We start from the raw sequence: 19,510 nt of genomic DNA, 5'->3' as shown, positions 1-19,510 counted from the left end.
CGGACATTACTTACGCGGTTTTCAATAATTGTTATCCGGCAGCCTCGTATTTTTTCATTCTCCAGTATTCTGCATTAAGCGTTTCAACCACGTAATCCAGCCTACCCGTCCTCACCAGTTTTCCAAGCGCTGTAAAAATAACCCCCGGATGCCTGAAGATGATGGAAAACAGTATTCCGTAGAAGCTGATATTCCCGGTGGCAGTAAAATAATTCTTCCAGAAGAAGTGGTTCTGCAGTTTTTTGCGTATGTCCCTTAATTCCTCTTTCTCAAAGGTTATCTTCATCAGCGGCAGTTCCGGCTGCCTGTGCGCCCATATGTCTGAGAATGGAAGGTTCGGGTCCAGCCATTTATTCTTAATTGCCATTTCATAAATTTCCGTACCCGGATATGGGGTCAGGAAGTAAAATGCAGTGTAATCGGCATTAATCTCTTTAGCCACAGAAAAGCTCTGCTGTATGTCTTCCATGGTTTCTTCAGGGTTGCCGATTATAAATGTAGCCAGGGTCCTGATGTCCAGTTTTCTGCAAAGCTCAAAGGATTTTTTAATCTGCGAAGTCCTGTCGCCGTGTCCGCCCTTGCCCAGTACCTTCAGCATCTTTTCCGAGCCGCTCTCAACGCCGAAGTCAAGCTGGACAAGTCCCCGGTCTTTCATTAACCTCATCAATTCCTCATCAGTCTGGTCCACCCTTGACTGGCATCCCCATTTTATATCCAGATTTCTGCGTTTTAAGTCATCGCAATATTCCCTGACCCATTCAGGCCTTAATGTAAAACTGTCATCGCAGAAATATATGCCTTTTATGTCGTATGTCTTATGGAGAAATTCTATCTCGTCAACAACGTTCTTAACCGAGCGTCTCCTGGTCTTTCTTCCGAATATGTTATGGCTTCCGCAGTATATGCATCTGAACGGACAGCCCCTGCTTGTAACAACAGTGGTCTGGTTCTTGGTGGCATAACCCCTGATAATACCCGGCGGTTTGAGATACGGTCCCATGTCTATCAGGTGTCTTGCAGGAAACGGAATTGTATCAATATCAGGTATCATGTCGCGCCTGCCGTTATCTATAATTTTTCCGTTCTCATGGTACATGACGCCCTTTACGCCTGCCAGCCCCTGCTTCTTCTCCAATTTTTCACATGCCTCTACAATCGTATCCTCGCCCTCTCCGAGCACAATGAAATCCGCATCAAACTCATTTATGGTTTCCATAGGCTTAACCGTCGGATGAACGCCGCCCAAGCAGTACATAGCGTCAGGTATTTCTTTTTTTAATCCTCTGAACAATTTCAGTGCCCTCTGATAGCCTACAGTCAAAAAACCCAGTCCGATAAGGTCCGGCTTAAACTCTTTTATCTCTTTCAGAATGCCTGCCTGATACTCAGGGTCGGCATCAAAAATCTGCACCTTGTGCCCTGCTTTTTCAAGGACAGCCGCGATATACATCAGTCCAAGCGGTGGAACTACATTATTACCGTCAAGCACCTGTGCATTTACTAAACTAACTCTCATATTATTACCTCCTCATTAGGTATTTTTTTATCTGCTCTGCGATTTATGGGCAGCCGCCGCATGTAATTTTCTGCGGTTTAAATCCCTTCATTGTGACCGAATAGAAATTTATATACTCTACCTTTTTGTAGAGATAGTTTTTAGTCAGATTTACATTTGTAAGTCCGGCCTCCACTGCCGCCTCCAAAAACCTTTCCTCTGTCAATGCTCCGGAAAGACATGCGGCCCACAGCTCTTTGTCCCTCCTCATAAAGCCCGGAATAGGCTTATCCGCAACTATGTCGGAGATGACAAACCTGCCGCCGGGTTTCAGCACCCTGAAAACCTCATCCATGACCTTAGCCTTATCTTCTGTCAGATTAACAACACAGTTTGATATTACAAGGTCAATGGAGTTGTCCTCTACAGGCATATTCATCAATTCCCCTTTTTTGAATTCAACAATATCGTAGCCCAAAGATTTAGCAACCTTTTTTGCGCTTTCCGCTGCCTTCTCAACCATCTCGTCAGTCATGTCAAGCCCTATCACCCTGCCGTTTTTGCCGAGCCTCTTTGCGGCGATAAAACAGTCTATGCCGGCGCCTGAGCCTAAATCCAGGACCACATCCCCTTCCTTAAGCTCTGCTATTGCCGCAGGATTACCACAGCCGTAGGATACATCAAGCACCTCTGTCGGGATATGCTCCAAATCCTTGGGGTTATATCCCGTGGGGCAATAATAATTTGCCTCGGCAACATGAGCGGCAGTTGAAAACTTCTTTTTTACGGTCTTTGTCACCTGCCCTTTTATGTCCGGCTTGCAGACTGCTTCATCATCCTCAACATCAACCGCCAGAACGCATGAACAGTGGTAGCAGCCTACCTCAAAGTTGTCATCAATGGTCTTAAAAGAATGACTGAGATACGGCGGGAGTTTTCCGTCCATTGCATTATAAACAAATGGAGTGGCATACCCTTTTTTCTTTGCATCAGAAGGCGCGCCTTCTCTGGCCAGGTCCCAAAGTATTTCTTCAAACAATGTCTTATAAGTTAAACAATAAGGCTCCTGCGCCATAAAAGAGCCTTTCCCGGTTTCAACCTCGCTTGCATAGTAACTCTGGGCAGTGCATCCGCCGCCGCAAAAATACTTTAAATAACACGCACTGCACTCTTCCTTATCCTTAACACTGCTGTTTCTAAACCCTGCCATGACCTTTGAATTCAGCCATATGTCCTTCAGGCTCTTTTCCCTGATAGAGCCTGCATCAAACCGCTTATCGCCGTTAAAAGAGGCGCACGGATATACATGCCCGTCTGAATTCACACATACCTTTTCATAGCAATTGTTGCAGAGGTCGTTTTTTCTGCCCCTTTTAGCCTTCAGCCTGACCTTGAGGGATTCTTCATTATCAACAATTATCGCGCCTTCTTTATAAATCTTCCTCAGGTCCTGCATTATATTTGATATCCTGTCCGAAGGGACCAGCAGTTTATCCACATTGCTTGCCCCGCGTCCCCGCGTGTGCATCCAGAGGATATGATGGTCCTTGACTCCGAGTGTTGACAAAAACTTAGAGGTATCTGTTACTGAATCCTCATTATACTTGCTGATTGCGGTGGCAATCACCGGGGTTATACCGATATCAATCAGTTTCTTTACCCCTTCAACCGCCTTGTTGAAACTGCCTTTACCGCGGATGCTGTCATGTATTTTTGCGTCAGGACCCTCTAAGCTTGCCTGTATTGTAAGCAGCGGGCTTTTAAAATCTTTTAATGCTGATATTTTCTTATCATCAAACAGGGTTGCATTTGTCTGTATAATCAGTTCCTTGTTTTTTTCTTTGGTTATATATTTTATCACCTCAAAAATATCATCCTTCATAAACGGCTCTCCGCCTGTAATATAAAACCGCTTGACGCCTAACTCTATCGCCTCATCCACAAGCTTTTTAATCTCTTTTCCGGTCAGTTCATCCTTCAATTCCTTACCTGCGCTCACAAGACAGTGCTTACACCTGAGATTGCACTGCATTGTATTATATATCCATAGCTCATCCATTTTATGAGGCGCTATTACCTTGCCCCTGCCGGGATATTCGCGGATTAAAAAAGGCGAACCGGAAATAAATTCCATAGTGCCTGCGGCATTAATAAATTCAGCTGTCTCTTTCTTAATATGCTCAGCGCCGGAGGCCCCGTATTTCGCAAACATAGCTTCCTGAATGTCAGATACCTTATGCTTGCCGTCGCAAAGGGCTATAATCTCAGCGCCTATATTGTTTGTGCTGAGCCAGTTTGGCGACTGGGGGTCAATGAGAAGAAAAACACCGTTTTTTTCTTTTTTAATATATTGGGGGGAATACAGTAGATCATCGGGTTTAAAGGTCTTAAACTCCGATTCCTTAACCTTCCACTTGTCAATCTGATACTGCTCAAGCCTTGTTTCTCGTGATTCACAACAGGATTTTGCCATTGAAGACTCCTTTATAACTATATAAAAAAATTTTACACTTTATTGCCGGTCAAAGTCAAGTATTCCCCATTATATTTATAATTTTCTTAAGAAATCCAATACTTAAATATAGTCAGCAGTATTTTATAACTTGCCATTACAGTACCTTTTAATGTCCCTGAGACTTTTGATTTGCCGACCCTGACCCTGTATCTGACAGGCATTTCTTTTATTTTATAACTTTTTTTTACTGCCTTAATCTGCATCTCAACGGTCCATCCATAAGTCGTATCCTGCATATTTAAGTCAATCAGCTTATCAAACCTGATGGCCCTGAACGGACCAAAGTCAGTATATGAAAAACCAAAAAGGATTTTGATGAGAAGCGTGCCGAATTTATTCCCGTAGAAAGACTGCGGCGTCATTGAACCTTTTTCCCTCTCGCCCTTTGACCTTGAACCCAGCACCAGGTCATAACCGTCTTTAATAATGGGCCTTATCAGGGAAGTAACCTCTTCAGGATAATCACTGTGGTCTCCGTCAAGAAATACTATAATGTCAGGCCGTTTCTGCCCTGCATATTCAATGCCTTTGAGGCAGGCATTGCCATAACCCCTTCTCTCCTCTTTTATAACAGATGCACCGCATTCCTGCGCAACGAGAAATGTCCTGTCAGAACTGCCGTTATCAACAACGATTATTGCATCAACTATGTCTTTAGGAATCTCTGCTATGACAAGCGGCAAAGCCTTTTCTTCATTCAAGGCGGGGATTATTACGACAATTTTTTTACCTGACAGCATTCCACCACTCGCTCCACCACTGTATCGTATTCTCCATAAACAATACCCTTTCAGGCACTGAAAAATATATCACAGTCAGTATTAATACTGTCAGTATATACAAAACCAGTAAAATGTCTTTTTTCTGTTCCTCTCTCACTTGATAAATTTCATTATTTTATAATTTTCGTCCGAATAAACGACCTTGAATTTTTCAGAGGGAGCGCTGAGCCACCAGAATCTGCTGATAAGCTTCCTTGCCTTATCCACCCATTTATCCTCTTCAGAATTCTGTCTGATTAATACATATGTTACATTATTTTTCTTTAAGTTTTCCAACCATTCGTTATAACTCTCTGACTTGATATAAATTATTCTGTTTGAAAAAGCGCTGTTCCATAACGGTGAGAGAAACAGAGGCTCAAAAGTATATGCCAGCGTATCTCCTCTTACGATATTATTGCCTATCCATATCCAACAACCGTATTCCTGCCTTGCATGCAGGTCTATGTTGAACGGGGCATGTCTTGATATTGAGCGTTCTTTTGCAGGCAGGCGGACAAATTCTCTGATTTTTGAAGGCATGATGCAGGGGGAATTTGCTGTAAGAAATGTATAGACAGCAAGTAAAAGCGCTATGATTTTAAGCCATTTGCCTTTTACACAAAAATAATCAAGCGCAGTGCCAAAAGAAACAGCGCCTAATCCAACAATAAAAATTACATATCTTGTGTTCCAGTTTCTCGGATAAACAAGAAATATTATGATAAGGATTGCACTGACAAACAGAAAGTCGTAATTTTTATTTTTTACAGCAGACACAAGAGAAAATACAACAGTCGGCAGAAAAAGAATAAACCATACAGGGCCAAATCCGCTAAGCCTTGAGTCATATAGATAATATTCAACCCTTTCAAGCCATACATAAAACAACTGCGCCGGCAAAGTTAATCCTTTAAAAACCTGCGGAGGGGGGTCTATTATCCCGCCGTATAATCCCTTAAAGAGAGTTGTGTTGAAAATGGTTATATTTATTGGATATACGGGATTGTTGTACAAGACCCAGTTTTTCACATACCAGTAGCCTCCAAGTAAAAAGGCCGGCAGTATAAAATATAGTGAATAAAACCGTAATGTGTGATGCGTAATGCGTAATGCGTCAGTTTTTAAAAAATTGAAATTTTTTAAAACATTTTTAAGTGTTAATATAACTACAAGCACAAGCGCAAATATCGGGCCCGAACCTTTTGAGCCTAATAAAATCCCGGTCGTAAGTCCTGAAAGAAGCACTGGAATTTTATTTTCCTTGAGGCGGTTCAGCACAGATTCGTTTTTTGCATAATTTTCAGCGCCGTCATACATCAGGAAATTGACAGCAATCAGGAATAACACCGACACGGCAATATCTATATAATTTGTCGTAGACTGCAGGATTACTATGGGAGTGAAAAAAAACAGCAGGGCGGAATATACGGCATGTTCCTCCTTTATTCTCATTTTTACGGCAATGCTGTATACAGTGAAAACCCCTGCTATGGTAAACAGGAGCTGGCTCAAATCCGCAATAATATCACTTTTTAAGAAAATAATATTCCAGAGAAAAAATAGCTCCATGTTTTTTGGAAAAATATTTATAAAAAGATCAATAAAAGAGGGCGCCGGATTCTCCTGAATAGCTCCGCCTTGCATGATATAGCCTGCTATGGGAAGGTGATACCACAGCGCATCCCACGTATATGACGGAAAAAGCCAGCCTATGAAAATCATGTAACAGAGGTAAATTAAAAAAATTGTAAACAGGCAGAGTAATATCTTATCTTTTTTTATTATATTGGAGAACAGATTTGCCTCATTCCTAAACTCTAATAGAAAATTTTTAAAAATATTTTTATCTAAAAATCCCCCTTTACCCCCCTTTTGCAAAGGGGGGGCGGGGGGATTTAATAACCTATTATTGCCTGAGTGCACCGCCAGTATTAAGACAATAAGCGATATAAAAACATTCAAATAAAAAAGAGGCATTGCATAGAGCCTCTTAAATACCACGCCCAGAATCATTTCTGTAACTATTATCTGGGTCAGGCTCAGAACAAAAGCACCTAAAACTCCGTCAATGAACGGTAGTTGACATCCTCCGTTAGAAAGTTCAGGTAAGGTTTTCTTTCTGACGGGGTAAAGGAGAAGATACCATGAGGAGAAGAGCAGAAGATTTACGGCAATATAAATTGCACTGTTTAAAAACATAGTATCCATAAAACTCCGGACTCATTTGTCCTCACTTTTTTTTCTTACCTGTTATCTTATTAATAAAATTTTCTATAAAATTAGGGTCGGTAATCTTATGGTAAATCCTGAATTCTTCTTCCGCTTTATCCTTCAGTCCCCATTTTTCATAGATTAATCCCGTATCATAATGCGCATGAGGATGCTTTGAATCTATCTCCAAGGCTTTTTTATACTCGTTAAGCGCCTCCTCATACCGTCCGTTGATCCTGTAAATATACCCCATATCATAATGCGCATATACATTCTTCGGATTAATCTCCAGCGTTTTTCTGTATCTTTCAATTGCCTTGTCGTAAAGCCCCTTTTCCCTGTAAATATAGCCTAAGTCGTAATTGGCGTCCGGGTGTTCTGGAAAAATTTTTAACAATCTCAGATATATATCCTCAGCCCCGTCAAAGTCCATTTTATCCTTCAGCATTAAACCCAAATGATAATAGGCATATGCATCCCGGGGGTTAGTGTTGATTGCCTTTGTAAATTCAGCTATAGCCTTATCATTCTGTTTAACCGTCTGATAAAAAATTGCCATGAGTGTATGGCTGTGTTTGAAAACATAAAGGGAGAAAATTGTCAGCAGCAGTACAAATAAGAGGGAAAAAGGTATTTTTTTAATTATTGAAGCCACTTATTAAACGGAATGAACATTTGCCCGGCCTCATCATATTTCATGAAAGGCCGGGACAATATTATCTAAATTAAAACGTATAAACCAATCCTGCGTTATATGTCTCTCCCACTCCTGCATCATTGGTTTCAAATATGCCTGCGCCGCCGACATCAACAGCATAGGACAGCACAAACTGCGTATTTTTAAAAGGTAAATTGTAAATCAGGGATGCCCCCACATTTAAAACCTGCTGCTCAAGGCCCAGCGAATCCCTGATCAGGACATTATCCTGTTGAGACCGGCGCCCGCCATAAGCATAATTAGCTTTTATCATCTCATCTGAAACATATGCATTTCCGACAGACCGTGTCCAGTCTACAATGGCTCCTAGACCTACCTTGGATGCAATTTGGTAGCCGCCGCTTATTGAAACCTTAATCTGATCCGAAGGTTTAAAGGCATAGTATTTACGATTCTCAAAACGATATTTATATCCTCCGTTGAATACGGCATAACCTTTTCCTAACCCTCTGCCATAGAGCAGAGCCAGCGTTGCATCATACTGGCCGTCGCCTAAACTTAATGACTCCAAGGGATTGCCGTATTTATATGCCTCGGGGATCTTCACCGTGCCTTGCAGTGACAGCGGTCCGCCTCCAAGACTCTGCATAAGATTGTATCTTAGACCCAAATCTATATCGCCTATTCCGCTCGGGCCCCGTTCCCCGGAATACTTAATAGTATCTGCCGATATCGTCTCTTTCAAAGGGATTGTGGTAAAGATTGTAAGTGAATCAATAAGTCCGTATTCTCCATAATAAGTAATGCTTCGCGATACAAATTTAGAAGCCTCAATCCGTTCCTTGCCCTTGGTTGCGCCTACGGCAACATCATTCCTTGTCTCAAGAGAGGTGTATTTATGGCTTGAGACGTAATAGCCATAAGTCAACTGGTTATAGGCATGACCTTTTGCCTGCGTCCATCCTGCAAAAGAATCATTTGCAATAAAAATAATACTGCTTAATAAACTGATAAAAACAATTATAAGCTTTTTTGTCATGTTCCCCTCCGGAAAATATAAGTTATCTAATATAACAAGTAAATTATTTATTTTCTACACTTTTTACTGGGCCGTAATTATGTCCTTGATGTTAGAGGTAAAATACTGCATAAATTTTAAAATCATCCGTCCAAATAATACTTGGAATAAAGATAAAAATGCAACATAAAAAAAACCCATCTGGAATATCATCAAAAATGGTATGGAAATATAGATTTTGTTAACATAAGCAAAATATATATTAAAGGTAAAATAAAACCCCAAAAGCAGTTCAATTATCGGCATAAGAGTTGTCTTGCCTTTGTATTTCTTATCAGCCCATTTGTCCTTTTTACCCTCAATTTTAAATTTAGGGGTGCGGGTAAATTCGGTCTCACGGTTAAAAAGCGCCTCCAGCACCGCCTTTGAATTATTGACAGACAGCCCGATGCCGAGCGACATTAGTGCCGGCAGATAAATCAGTCTTGACTTCCAGTCTTTATAAGCCTCTTTCTGTGAGCACATGTAAAAAAAAGAAATGCCGACTGTTGCGACCAGGAGGAAGGGCACATCAGTCACAAGCATATGAAACCATCCGATATTAATCCTGGCCACCATAGACGGATACATCAACATTGCCAGCAGCAACATAAACAGATAGGAAATATTGTTTGTCAGATGGAAAAATGCTTCTACTTTAACCTTCCATGGAAGATTGCTTTTCATTATTGCAGGCAGCAGCTTTTTTGCCGTCTGTATGGAGCCTTTTGCCCATCTGTGCTGCTGCGTCTTAAATCCATTAATATCTACCGGTATCTCTGAAGGGGCGGTCTCATCCTTTAAAAATATGAACTTCCATCCTGCTAACTGCGCCCTGTAGCTTAAATCCAGGTCTTCTGTCAGAGTATCGTTCTGCCATCCGCCTGCGGTCTCTATCGCCTTTTTTCTCCAAACGCCTGCCGTGCCGTTAAAGTTAAAAAATCTGCCTGACCAGTTCCGTGCCGTGTGTTCAATCACAAAATGTCCGTCAAGCATCATGGACTGTATCCTCGTAAGCAGGGAGTATTTTGTGTTTATAAAGCTCCACCTCGTCTGCACCATGCCTACGGATTTGTCAGAAAAATAATGGATGGTTTTTTGCAGGACATTCTTCTGCGGAACAAAATCGGCGTCAAATACTGCGACGAATTCACCCTTTGCGTTCTTTAGCCCTTCTGCCAATGCGCCTGCCTTGAAGCCATCCCTCCGGCTGCGATGAATATAATTAATGTCATACCCCTGTTTTTCAAATTCGCCGACACATTCTTGTGCAATCATTACAGTCTCATCAGTGGAGTCGTCAAGAACCTGAATATCCAGCAGCTCTTTCGGATAGTCAATTTCGCAGGATGCCGTAATCAGCCGCTTCACCACATACATTTCATTAAATAAAGGAAGCTGTATTGTCACATGCGGCAGAGGCGTTAATTTTCCATTTGAGACCGGTTTGTTTTTCTGGTGTTTATAATAAAGGTACACCATATAATAGCGGTGGGCGGCGTAGATAAATACGCTTATCAGGATACAAAAATAAATCGCTATAAATAAATAAAGAAGCATACTGCCGTAATTAAATCCTTACATTGAAAATCTTATACAATTAAATTGCAGTTTAACAGCTTAATAGAATACTGCTTTCTGCATTTACTGTCAAGGAAATAACTATGATTATTTAAATTTGAAATTTAGTTATTAGATATTAAAATGAGGCGCGATTATGTTTGCTGCTTTCCCAGGTACTTCAGATGCTTTTTAAAGAAGCGGAGGTCTTTAATAGTGTCCACGTCATACCAGAAAGGAAGCAGGAAAAATTTAATGCGGGATGCGTCTAATCTGTCAATTGTTTTAATCAGCACCTCGCTGGTATCCCATGGAATATTGTCAAAAACCTTTGGAAAGACCTTCCTTGCCCCGATTAGATAATAACCGCCGTCACAGCATGGACCGAGGACAAAATCATTCTTATCCAGTTCGGAAAAGGCCTTTTTTATGAATTTAACCGGTATTGTAGGGCTGTCAGTGCCGATTATAATTACCTTTTTATAGCCTTTTTTAAAATGGTCTTTAAAGGCATTAAGTATCCTTGCGCCAAGGTCCTTCCCCCGTTGATTAAACATTTCAAACCAATGCGTTGCGGCAAGCCCTTTCAAAAAATCATCATCTTTCGTGGGAGCACAGCCTAAAAATTTATCAACGCCTTTTAATTTTGAACATCTGCCGGCTATTTCTCTGACAAAAGACTTATAGATTTTCAGTCCTTCCTCAGGAGAAATATCAGGCTGGAGTCTTGTCTTCACTTTGCCCGGAATCGGGGTCTTGGCAAAAATAATTAAAGCGGCTGTTTTCATTTACAGCATGATTATAGCAGATATAAAAATCTATTTTCATCCTACATGTCTCTGAAGGGCAAGGGGATAAAGGTTATTATGAAGATGAGAAATGACGCCAGGCCTATGAGTTTTCGTTTTCTGTCAAGCTGTATTTCAGGATAAACCACCGGCGGATGACTGCGGCTTATTAAAGTCAGCAAAACAGCCCACATCATCCAGCCTTCCCAGTAAGTCAGCCCGAGGATAAACAGGACAATTATTACGAGGGTGGTGATCCATCTGTGCTTTTCCCCAAAAACCGCATATGCAATGTGTCCTCCGTCAAGCTGTCCCACAGGCAGTAAATTTATTGATGTAATGAAAAGTCCGATCCAGCCTGCAAAGGCAATGGGGTGAAGCAGGATATCATATTTTTCCGGGTCTATTCGCAAGATTGTTTTTGACAGGAATGAAAATAGTATTGAACCGCCTAACGAAAAACCGCCTTTTGCCAGTCCTAAAGGTATGATTTCCGAATAGTTAAGCCCGATTATCACAGCGGCTACAGCAACTATAAATCCTCCAATAGGCCCTGCGGCCCCGATGTCAATAAGGGAGCGCTTGTCGTAAATTGGAGGCGACATTTTTATAATTGCGCCGAAAGTCCCTATCATTGAAGGCGCCGGTATGAAATAAGGCAGTGTGACGGATACATTATGCCTGCGCGATATGAAATAATGGGAAAGTTCATGCGCTATCAGGATAGTCATGATTGATATTGAAAACGGAAAACCGAGATAAATTTTTTCAGGTTTTTCCCATGGCACAATTCCCTGCATCAGTGCGCCTGCCATAAGGGTAGTTATGGATGTAAGAATGAAGAGCAGGACATGCAGTCTGGTAAGTCGGTGAGGCATAGTTATTGTTTATTCTCCATCACGGCGGGTTTGTATTTACTTGCTATCTTGTGAATGATGAAGTAGCTAATTAAGGCTGAAATAACCGCTATGATTAATGTGCCAACAATAAACGGGACTACTAGATAGCCTAATTTTTCCATGAAAGTGAGAATAGTTAAATCAGCCCAGTCAATATCAGGAATTATTTGTTTTACCCCGGTTAATTTAGCCCCGACCCACAGGCATAAGGAATATACAGGAACAAGTGTCCACGGGTTCAGCATGGCTACTCCTGCAAATGCGACAAGCTTATTCAGACGGAATACCCACGCCAGAAAAATAGCGCCTACCGTGTGCAGCCCCAGAAAAGGCGATATTCCCATAAATATGCCGATAGAAAATGACAGCGCAATGCGGTGCGGCGTATCGTTAATATAAAAAATTTGTTTTAATTTATCTCTAAATGCCATAGTGTTTCTTTCATTGCAAAATGCAAAATTAACATTTATCAATTTTCAATGATAATTGATAATTTTTACTTGAATTTTTTACCGGTTGACTTCTTGCCCCCTTCTTTAAAATGTTCATATCCTTCCGGTTTGAATGCTTTTTCCCTGCCGTCAGGATGAACGACAAATCTCTCCCCGGAAATTATCTCGCCTATTCTGAACGCATTTGTCTTAAAACTTGCCGGTGCAGTAAAAAGCAGGGCATAGTCTTCTCCGCCTTTTAAGGCAAAGCCCATTGGGTTTACCTTCAGTTTTTTGGCAGTCCCGGCGAGTTCCCCTGAGACAGGTATTTGGTCCAGATATATCCTTGCGCCTGTTTTGCTTTCATCGCATATGTGACTTAAATCTATCAGAAGTCCGTCGCTAATATCAATCATGGAGTTTATGCCTTTGGTATTTTTTACCGGTGCAATTTCAGGCTGGAGGTGCCGCTTAAGTAAAGGTAAAATAGAGCGTACCGTGAATTTATTATTACTAATTTTGCATTTTGCATCGCTAATTTTGAAATTTGTCCCGAATAAGTCGGGATGAAATTTGAATTTTTTCAGTAACAAAAGCCCCATAGCTGAGTCCCCGAGCGTCTTTGTTACGAAAATGGCGTCTCCCGTCTTTGCGCCTGAGCGTGGAATTATTTTATTGCATTTGCCGATTAAGGTTCCGCTGATTATGAGTCCGTGTTTTGAGGCGCACGTATCGCCGCCTATGATATTTATTTTAAATTTATTTGCGAGCGCTCTCATGCCTGCATATAATTCATCAATATGGTTTGATGTGAAGTGCCCGGGCGCCGCAAGACCCACAAGAAAATACTTTGGCTTCCCGCCCATTGCAAGTATATCGCTAATGTTTACGGCTAATGCCTTGTATCCAAGCTGGTAGAATGTTGTAAATGAAAGGTCAAAGTGTATGCCCTCAATGAGCATATCAGTGGTAATAAGCGTTATGCCTCCGCGGATTTTTACGGCCGCCGTATCATCGCCGATGCCTTTAAGAATTTCAGGCGCAGCGCTTGCTGAAGACATCCTGAGTTTTTTTATGAGATTAAACTCGCCAAGCTGTGAAAGACGCATTGTTTAAGTTCTTCCTCCTTAAACTACTTCCCTCCCCCTTGACGGGGGAGGGTTAGGGTGGGGGTGGTTATGAAAATTCTTCCCCCTCCCCTTAGTCCCCTCCCGCAAGGGGAGGGGAGATTTTAGATACCCATCAGCATGTTGCAGGGAGGTTCTTTCCTGCTGTTTAGTCCAGATCAAGATTTTTCTTTTCCTCTTTTTTAGTTCCTGTTGAGACTTGTTTTGAATATACCTTAGGGGCAGTGCCCTGTTTAAAAAATTCAGTCATCCGGTCGGTTTTATTTGTAGCAAGGAGTCCTGTGCCCGGGTCAATCTCTGCTGTTATGATTCCATCGGGTATGCGGAATGTTTCACCTGCCGTATCTTCATCACCCTGAGCATACAGTGCCTCTTTCATAAAGGCTACCCATGCAGGTGATGCCGCCCTTGCGCCGGTTTCTCCGTGACCGAGTGAACGCATATCATCAAACCCAACCCAGACGCTTGCAGAAAGCGCAGGCGTGTACCCGACAAACCAGGCATCCCTGTATTCATTGGTAGTGCCTGTTTTTCCGGCCACAGGCACCTGAAGCGCCTTTGCCCTCCAGCCTGTCCCGTGCTTTACAACGTCCTCAAGCATGGATGTGGCGAGGAACGCGGTCTGAGGACTAATGACCTCAGTGCCCTCCGGTTTGTTTTCCTCAATAACCTCGCCGCTGCTGTCTGTGATGTATTTTATTGCAATAGGCGTCATCCTTACGCCTTCGTTTGCAAAAACAGAAAATGCCGAAGTCATCTCAAGCGGGCTTACGCTGAGTGAGCCGAGCGCAAGCGTTAAGTCCTCGGGAAATGGTCCCTGAAACCCAAGATTTTTTGCAAACTCTATGACATTTCCCACGCCTACCTTTTCAAGCAGTTTTATTGTCACTATGTTTCTTGAATACGCAAGCGCTTCTCTTAAACGAGTTGCCCCCCAGTATTCATGGTCATAATTCTCAGGCTGCCAGTCGCCAAGCTGTCCGCTCGGGTAGCTTACAGGCTCGTCAATAATAATGCTTGCAGGGGTGAAACCTTTATCCATTGATGCGGAATATATTATCGGCTTAAAAGCCGAACCGGCCTGTCTCTTTGCCTGCACGGCCCTGTTAAATTCACTTCGCATGAAATCATAGCCGCCTGCCATTGCCTTTATATGTCCTGTTAACGGCTCCATTGCGACAAGCGCGCCCTCTACAACAGGTTCCTGTTCAAGCAGGAAAACAGGCGCTTTGCCCTGAAGTGTCTTGATGCGGACCTTTATAATATCGCCTGTCTTTAAAATGTCTGTGAGCGTGAAATTTTTAAATTCCTTGATTATTTTTCTTTTAGCGTCTATGAGCCTGCTGGCCCATAAAGAATCCGAGAGGAATATTTTTCCTGTAATCCCCCTGGCCTTTACCTGCGCCTCATCTGCCGATGCCTTAAGCACTATGCCTGTCAGAATATCTCCCGGGTTCATCAGGACCTTTGGGAGCGGTTCGTTCTCCTTCAGCATGTCTTCAGGGTCAATATCCTTGTGCCCGGCAGGTCCCCTGAAGCCCTGTCTTTTGTCCACATCCCGCAGTCCTGCCTGCAGCGCCCTTATTGCTGCAACCTGCATTTTCATATTAAGGGGAGTATAAACCCTGAGCCCTCCCTTATAGACCGCCTCAATGCCGTATTTGTCCTCAAGATATTTTCTTATGTATTCAAAAAAATAACTCGGAGCTTCATATCCATATCTCAGGCTTGAAAGATAAAGCGGTTTTTCATAAGCGCCTTTTATTTCTTTCTCTGAGATATAGTCCGCATCCTCCATTCTTTTAAGCACAACGTACTGTCTTTCCTTTGCCTTATCAAGATTATTGTATGGCGAATAAGTGTTAGGCGCCTTGATTATGCCGGCTAAAAGCGCGGCCTCGGAAAGATTTATGTCCGGGATGGATTTGCCGAAATATGTCCTTGCCGCCATTTCAATTCCATAAGCCCCGTGCCCGAAGTATATTCTGTTTAGGTAAAGTTCAAGTATCTCATCTTTTGACAGGTTTTTTTCAAGCCTGAATGCAAGGATTACCTCCCGGACCTTCCTCTGAAGGGTTTTCTCAGGCGCAAGAAAGATCACCTTTGCAAGCTGCTGTGTTATAGTGCTTCCGCCTTCCTTCATTCGGAGGGAGATGGTATCTTTTAAAAACGCCCGTGCGATGGCGATGTAATCAATTCCTTTATGGGACCAGTATCTTGCATCTTCTGTGGCAATGACTGCGTTTATAAGATTTTTCGGGATTTTTTTAAGGGGTGTGTATATGCCTTTTTCCTCTTTGAATTCGCCTATGACAGTGTCATCATCCGCATAAATTTTTGTGCCGCTGGCAGGTTTATAGCTCTTGATTTCCTCTATCTGGGGAACCCCGCGTGTGAGCGCAAGATAACTGCCGGCGGCAATTCCCCCTATAAAGATGAGAACAAAAACAAATGATAAGATTAAAACTTTTTTCATGGAAGCATTATTTTAATATAAATGCATAAATAATGTAGGATGCAGGGTAGGTCGTAGACTGATTACTCTTGACTGTTCATTATTTACTGATTACTGTTCACTGTAGTGTGATTGCTTCTACCGGGCAGTTCTCAGCCGCTGCCTCGCAGCAGTCGGCATAATCGCAGGCTTCAGGGTCAATGACGTGGGATTTATCGTCAAATAATTGGAACACGCTGGGGCAAATTTCAGTGCAGTTGCCGCATCCTATGCACTTTTCTTCATCTACAACAGGTTGCATTTATATCTTTTCCATCACTGCCGCAGCCAGAAGCGGGAACATTATTTCATGATGCCCTGTCAGTGCATAAAATTTACCGCCTGAAATTGTGGGTCTCCTAAGGACATTCTCCCTGCATCTGTAATGCTGGATGAAGTCCATGTTCACCGTAGTAAAAATTTTAACGTCATGCTTGAGATTTCTTGCAACTGTCAGCGCCTTTAGAAACACCTCAGGCATAATTACCGCAGACCCCAGATTTATATAAATACCGCCTTTTAAATCAGCAACAACAGAGGCAAATAATCTGAAATCCCTCAGACTCCCTTCGCCGATAGATGCGCCGTCTGCCTCAGGGTGCATGTGGATAATGTCAGCGCCTAAAGCAACATGCACTGTTGCGGGAATATTGAGCCTTGAGGCTGATGATAAAATGCTTAATTTTTTATATGGGAATTTACCGCTTAATATATAATCTCCAACGGCTTTTCCAATTCCCTTGCCGGTTTTTACTCCCAGATTAATTGCCTGATTAAGCCCTTTGCCTGTTTCCCTTGCCATGCCGAAGGTCCCTTTGCACAACTCTGTATCAACGTCCTCTGATGTATGCCCTGCGAGGCTTAATTCAAAGTCATGGACAATGCAGGCTCCGTTCATGGCAACTGCAGTGATGACGCCTTTTTCCATGAGACGGATAATAATCGGCGATAGCCCGACCTTTATGGGATGTGCGCCCATGCCGAGAATAACAGGGCGCTTTGCCTTTTTTGCCTTTACGATTGCGTCAACAACTTCCCTGAAATTTTTTGCGGCAAGAACATCGGGAAGGCTGTTAAGAAAATTTCTGAAATTCCCGCTGGTGAAAGATATTCCAAGCGCATCACGCCTCACCTTGCTTTTTCTTTTTGACAAGGTGGTTGTTTTTATGTTTTTTAGTGATACCGGGGCGTATTTTTTAGACACATAGAAATTATAAACCTGCTGATGCTGAATAGTCAAAGGATAATGGGGATTGCGCGCTTATGCCCGGAATTTTTTAGTCCATACAACGGCATATATGCCCTCAAAACTTTAAGAATACAACGGTGATTATTATCTGTCATGCTGCAAAAAGTTTTAAGTATTCAGCCTGAACTATTTGTAAAGAGGCAGCATGACATTGAGGTGTTGCCTTAAAGTTTTCGGACATACATGCCTTTGCCGTTTAGCTTTCAACCTGCATTTTGAGCTTGATGTTCCCTGTAATTTGCTACAGGTTGCCTTTTTGCTGTCATTCCGCACTTGATGCGGAATCCAGTCTTTTTCTCTCTGGATTCCTGCTTTCGCAGGAATGACGTAATACTTAAAGTTGTTTTGATTGGAGCTTGCTACAGGGTAGTTTATTCTTGTATCATATAAATCCAGCCGATGTAGCTCAGTTGGTAGAGCAACTGATTCGTAATCAGTAGGTCGGGGGTTCGACTCCCCCCATCGGCTTTATTGTTTTTAATTTTGATTTTATTGAATTCTTAACCCATCACGCATTACGCGTCACGGTTTCATTGCCCCACCACCGTATAATTCCCACTGCTTACATTTTGTGATGGTGCGCTGTAATAAACTGTGCCGTCAGATTTTTTAATCTCTAAACCCATCGCATCTGGAGTGCCATCGGTAATTGTTGCTGTAAATGTATAGCCAGTAACATTATTGACTTTCCCTGCACCTGTAATCGTTGCAATTCCCCCTGTTGCTGTAATTCCAGTAATTGATGTGCTAACAAAATACAGCCTGTTACGGGTGTAGTAATAACTTAGACTGCCAGTTCCCAATGATGAAGCATTTACATTAAGAGATAGACTTGCCCTGAAAAGTGGCACAGGATAGTTGTTGCCTGAGCCTGAAGTAGTTACAGTAGGTGTTGCAGGATTACAATCATCGTCAATGCTGTTATTATTTATCTCTGTTGCTCCGGGATTAACTGCAGGATTGCTGTCATTGCAGTCAACCACTCCACAGTCTCCGCCTTCAATAGCGTATCCATCGCTGTCGTTGTCTGTGCATGAAGAGGCATTTGTAGCATACTTAAGGTCGCCATTGGTACCATCAGAATAACTTATATGCACCTTGTTGTTGGAGTCTACAGCAATGGAGGAATATCCCCCTACATCACCATTAGAATCCACAGTTGTAGTAACCCAGCCGTCTGAAGCATTTGTAGCATACTTGAGGTCATGATTTGTATAATCATAATAACTTATATGCACCTTATTGTTGGAGTCTGTTTTTATGGAATTGTACTCAACATAAACATTAGAATCCACAGTTGTAGCAACCCAACTGCCTGAAGCATTTGTAGCATACTTAAAGCCGCCGTTTGTACCATCATAATAGTAACTTATATGCACCTTATCGTTGGAGTCTACTGCTATAGAATTAGTGGTAGGAGACGCATTATCTACCTTAGCCCAGTCGCCAGTGGCATTTGTAAAATACCACAAACGACCCAACTCCCAATCATACTCGCAAATATGCACCTTGTTGTCGGAATCTACAGCTATAGAAATTCCACCAATAATAGACATGTCTAAAGTAGTGGTTGTCCAGCTACCTGAGATATTTGTAGTATATTTCAGGTAACTTCTTTTATAGTCTCCCCATTCCACTCGCGTTTTGTAAATCATATGAACCTTGTTCATGGGACCTACTGCAAGAGAGGGGTTGTAACTATTATTAGAAGCAATGGTATCAGTAACCCAACTGCCTGAAGTATTTGCAGCATACTTTACGCTCATATTTGTAGCATCATAATAACTTATATGCACCTTGTTATCGGTGTCTACAGCTACCGATGTACTTGAACCGACAACCCCTACAGAATCAATAGTGGAACTAACCCAACCGATGGCGGAAAGATTAATCGTGCTTGCAAAGGCGGTAACAGACATCTGCATTAAAAATAAAATTCCAATTAAAAAACTCATTCCCTTTTTCATTTTCTTCCTCCCTTTTTTTTAAACAAAAAAAGGCATCCCTCCCGAAGCGTCGGGAAGAATGCCCTTAAAAATTATTATCTTACTGTTACTGGTAAAGATTTGAGAACGAGACGCTTCACAGAATTTCCCTTCAGCCAAACACCGGAATACTACTTTTTAATTCACAGTGTTTTTAAAGACAGCTATATTTTATTAGACTCTAAATTTTTATAGTTGCTGGAAATCGTGAGTACATCTCAACTTATGCTGTAGAATAATAAGAATTTTTTCCAATGTTTGTCAATAAATTTCACAT

The 19,510-nt window shown here is 42.1% G+C and carries 16 protein-coding genes and 1 tRNA gene; 1 reads left to right on the top strand and 16 read right to left on the bottom strand.

Annotated elements, in window-relative coordinates:
- Window positions 1–31: 31 nt before the first annotated feature.
- From HZA10_00185 to HZA10_00115, 15 genes are all read right to left on the bottom strand, one after another.
- Complete coding sequence (locus HZA10_00185) at window positions 32–1,516, bottom strand: B12-binding domain-containing radical SAM protein (GenBank protein MBI5194719.1); 1,485 nt, start codon at window positions 1,514–1,516, stop codon at window positions 32–34.
- Between the two features lie 43 nt (window positions 1,517–1,559).
- Window positions 1,560–3,968: a methyltransferase domain-containing protein gene (locus tag HZA10_00180; protein ID MBI5194718.1), complete on the bottom strand. Its 2,409-nt coding sequence runs from the start codon at window positions 3,966–3,968 to the stop codon at window positions 1,560–1,562.
- A gap of 86 nt (window positions 3,969–4,054) precedes the next feature.
- Window positions 4,055–4,750, bottom strand: coding sequence for a glycosyltransferase family 2 protein (locus tag HZA10_00175; GenBank protein ID MBI5194717.1), 696 nt, complete (start codon window positions 4,748–4,750; stop codon window positions 4,055–4,057).
- A complete protein-coding gene (locus HZA10_00170; GenBank protein ID MBI5194716.1) occupies window positions 4,737–4,889 on the bottom strand; it encodes a hypothetical protein in 153 nt (50 codons plus the stop codon). Before HZA10_00170 ends, HZA10_00175 begins: the two co-directional genes overlap by 14 nt.
- Window positions 4,886–6,982 (bottom strand): hypothetical protein, encoded by a 2,097-nt coding sequence (locus HZA10_00165; protein MBI5194715.1) that lies wholly within the window; start codon window positions 6,980–6,982, stop codon window positions 4,886–4,888. Before HZA10_00165 ends, HZA10_00170 begins: the two co-directional genes overlap by 4 nt.
- Window positions 6,983–7,004: 22 nt before the next feature.
- Window positions 7,005–7,544 (bottom strand): tetratricopeptide repeat protein, encoded by a 540-nt coding sequence (locus tag HZA10_00160; GenBank protein ID MBI5194714.1) that lies wholly within the window; start codon window positions 7,542–7,544, stop codon window positions 7,005–7,007.
- A 166-nt stretch (window positions 7,545–7,710) separates the two neighbouring features.
- Window positions 7,711–8,682 carry a hypothetical protein gene (locus HZA10_00155; protein ID MBI5194713.1) on the bottom strand — a complete coding sequence of 324 codons (972 nt, stop codon included), beginning with the start codon at window positions 8,680–8,682 and terminating at the stop codon, window positions 7,711–7,713.
- 63 nt (window positions 8,683–8,745) lie between these two features.
- Window positions 8,746–10,260: a glycosyltransferase gene (locus HZA10_00150; GenBank protein MBI5194712.1), complete on the bottom strand. Its 1,515-nt coding sequence runs from the start codon at window positions 10,258–10,260 to the stop codon at window positions 8,746–8,748.
- 155 nt (window positions 10,261–10,415) lie between these two features.
- Entirely contained in the window at window positions 10,416–11,048 is a 633-nt protein-coding gene (locus HZA10_00145; protein ID MBI5194711.1) for a TIGR04282 family arsenosugar biosynthesis glycosyltransferase, read from the bottom strand.
- Between the two features lie 41 nt (window positions 11,049–11,089).
- Entirely contained in the window at window positions 11,090–11,926 is an 837-nt protein-coding gene (locus HZA10_00140) for a site-2 protease family protein (protein ID MBI5194710.1), read from the bottom strand.
- A 2-nt stretch (window positions 11,927–11,928) separates the two neighbouring features.
- Window positions 11,929–12,378, bottom strand: coding sequence for a DUF2062 domain-containing protein (locus HZA10_00135; GenBank protein MBI5194709.1), 450 nt, complete (start codon window positions 12,376–12,378; stop codon window positions 11,929–11,931).
- 65 nt (window positions 12,379–12,443) lie between these two features.
- Window positions 12,444–13,487, bottom strand: coding sequence for a thiamine-phosphate kinase (thiL, locus tag HZA10_00130; protein ID MBI5194708.1), 1,044 nt, complete (start codon window positions 13,485–13,487; stop codon window positions 12,444–12,446).
- A gap of 166 nt (window positions 13,488–13,653) precedes the next feature.
- Window positions 13,654–15,981: a PBP1A family penicillin-binding protein gene (locus tag HZA10_00125; GenBank protein ID MBI5194707.1), complete on the bottom strand. Its 2,328-nt coding sequence runs from the start codon at window positions 15,979–15,981 to the stop codon at window positions 13,654–13,656.
- Between the two features lie 97 nt (window positions 15,982–16,078).
- Window positions 16,079–16,261: a ferredoxin gene (locus HZA10_00120; protein ID MBI5194706.1), complete on the bottom strand. Its 183-nt coding sequence runs from the start codon at window positions 16,259–16,261 to the stop codon at window positions 16,079–16,081.
- Window positions 16,262–17,203 carry a hypothetical protein gene (locus HZA10_00115; GenBank protein ID MBI5194705.1) on the bottom strand — a complete coding sequence of 314 codons (942 nt, stop codon included), beginning with the start codon at window positions 17,201–17,203 and terminating at the stop codon, window positions 16,262–16,264.
- 440 nt (window positions 17,204–17,643) lie between these two features.
- Between HZA10_00115 and HZA10_00110 the strand changes: the two genes are divergently transcribed.
- Window positions 17,644–17,716: transfer RNA gene (locus tag HZA10_00110), tRNA-Thr, on the top strand.
- A 62-nt stretch (window positions 17,717–17,778) separates the two neighbouring features.
- Here HZA10_00110 and HZA10_00105 read toward each other — a convergent pair.
- Window positions 17,779–18,804, bottom strand: a complete 1,026-nt coding sequence (locus HZA10_00105; protein ID MBI5194704.1) for a putative metal-binding motif-containing protein — start codon at window positions 18,802–18,804, stop codon at window positions 17,779–17,781.
- Window positions 18,805–19,510 lie beyond the last annotated feature (706 nt).

Source organism: Nitrospirota bacterium (assembly GCA_016212185.1).
Classification (GTDB): Bacteria; Nitrospirota; Thermodesulfovibrionia; order UBA6902; family DSMQ01; genus JACRGX01.
Note: the sequence above shows the minus strand (reverse complement) of the source record. Positions and strands in the feature narration are given on the sequence as shown.

Excerpts from the sequence above, each read along its gene's own strand:
- thiL (MBI5194708.1), bottom strand. The coding sequence starts at position 13,487 with ATGCGTCTTTCACAGCTTGGCGAGTTTAATCTCATAAAAAAACTCAGG.
- HZA10_00105 (MBI5194704.1), bottom strand. The coding sequence starts at position 18,804 with ATGTCTATTATTGGTGGAATTTCTATAGCTGTAGATTCCGACAACAAG.
- HZA10_00135 (MBI5194709.1), bottom strand. The coding sequence starts at position 12,378 with ATGGCATTTAGAGATAAATTAAAACAAATTTTTTATATTAACGATACG.
- HZA10_00160 (MBI5194714.1), bottom strand. The coding sequence starts at position 7,544 with ATGGCAATTTTTTATCAGACGGTTAAACAGAATGATAAGGCTATAGCT.
- HZA10_00165 (MBI5194715.1), bottom strand. The coding sequence starts at position 6,982 with ATGGATACTATGTTTTTAAACAGTGCAATTTATATTGCCGTAAATCTT.
- HZA10_00140 (MBI5194710.1), bottom strand. The coding sequence starts at position 11,926 with ATGCCTCACCGACTTACCAGACTGCATGTCCTGCTCTTCATTCTTACA.
- HZA10_00125 (MBI5194707.1), bottom strand. The coding sequence starts at position 15,981 with ATGAAAAAAGTTTTAATCTTATCATTTGTTTTTGTTCTCATCTTTATA.
- HZA10_00180 (MBI5194718.1), bottom strand. The coding sequence starts at position 3,968 with ATGGCAAAATCCTGTTGTGAATCACGAGAAACAAGGCTTGAGCAGTAT.
- HZA10_00150 (MBI5194712.1), bottom strand. The coding sequence starts at position 10,260 with ATGCTTCTTTATTTATTTATAGCGATTTATTTTTGTATCCTGATAAGC.
- HZA10_00145 (MBI5194711.1), bottom strand. The coding sequence starts at position 11,048 with ATGAAAACAGCCGCTTTAATTATTTTTGCCAAGACCCCGATTCCGGGC.
- HZA10_00185 (MBI5194719.1), bottom strand. The coding sequence starts at position 1,516 with ATGAGAGTTAGTTTAGTAAATGCACAGGTGCTTGACGGTAATAATGTA.
- HZA10_00175 (MBI5194717.1), bottom strand. The coding sequence starts at position 4,750 with ATGCTGTCAGGTAAAAAAATTGTCGTAATAATCCCCGCCTTGAATGAA.
- HZA10_00155 (MBI5194713.1), bottom strand. The coding sequence starts at position 8,682 with ATGACAAAAAAGCTTATAATTGTTTTTATCAGTTTATTAAGCAGTATT.
- HZA10_00120 (MBI5194706.1), bottom strand. The coding sequence starts at position 16,261 with ATGCAACCTGTTGTAGATGAAGAAAAGTGCATAGGATGCGGCAACTGC.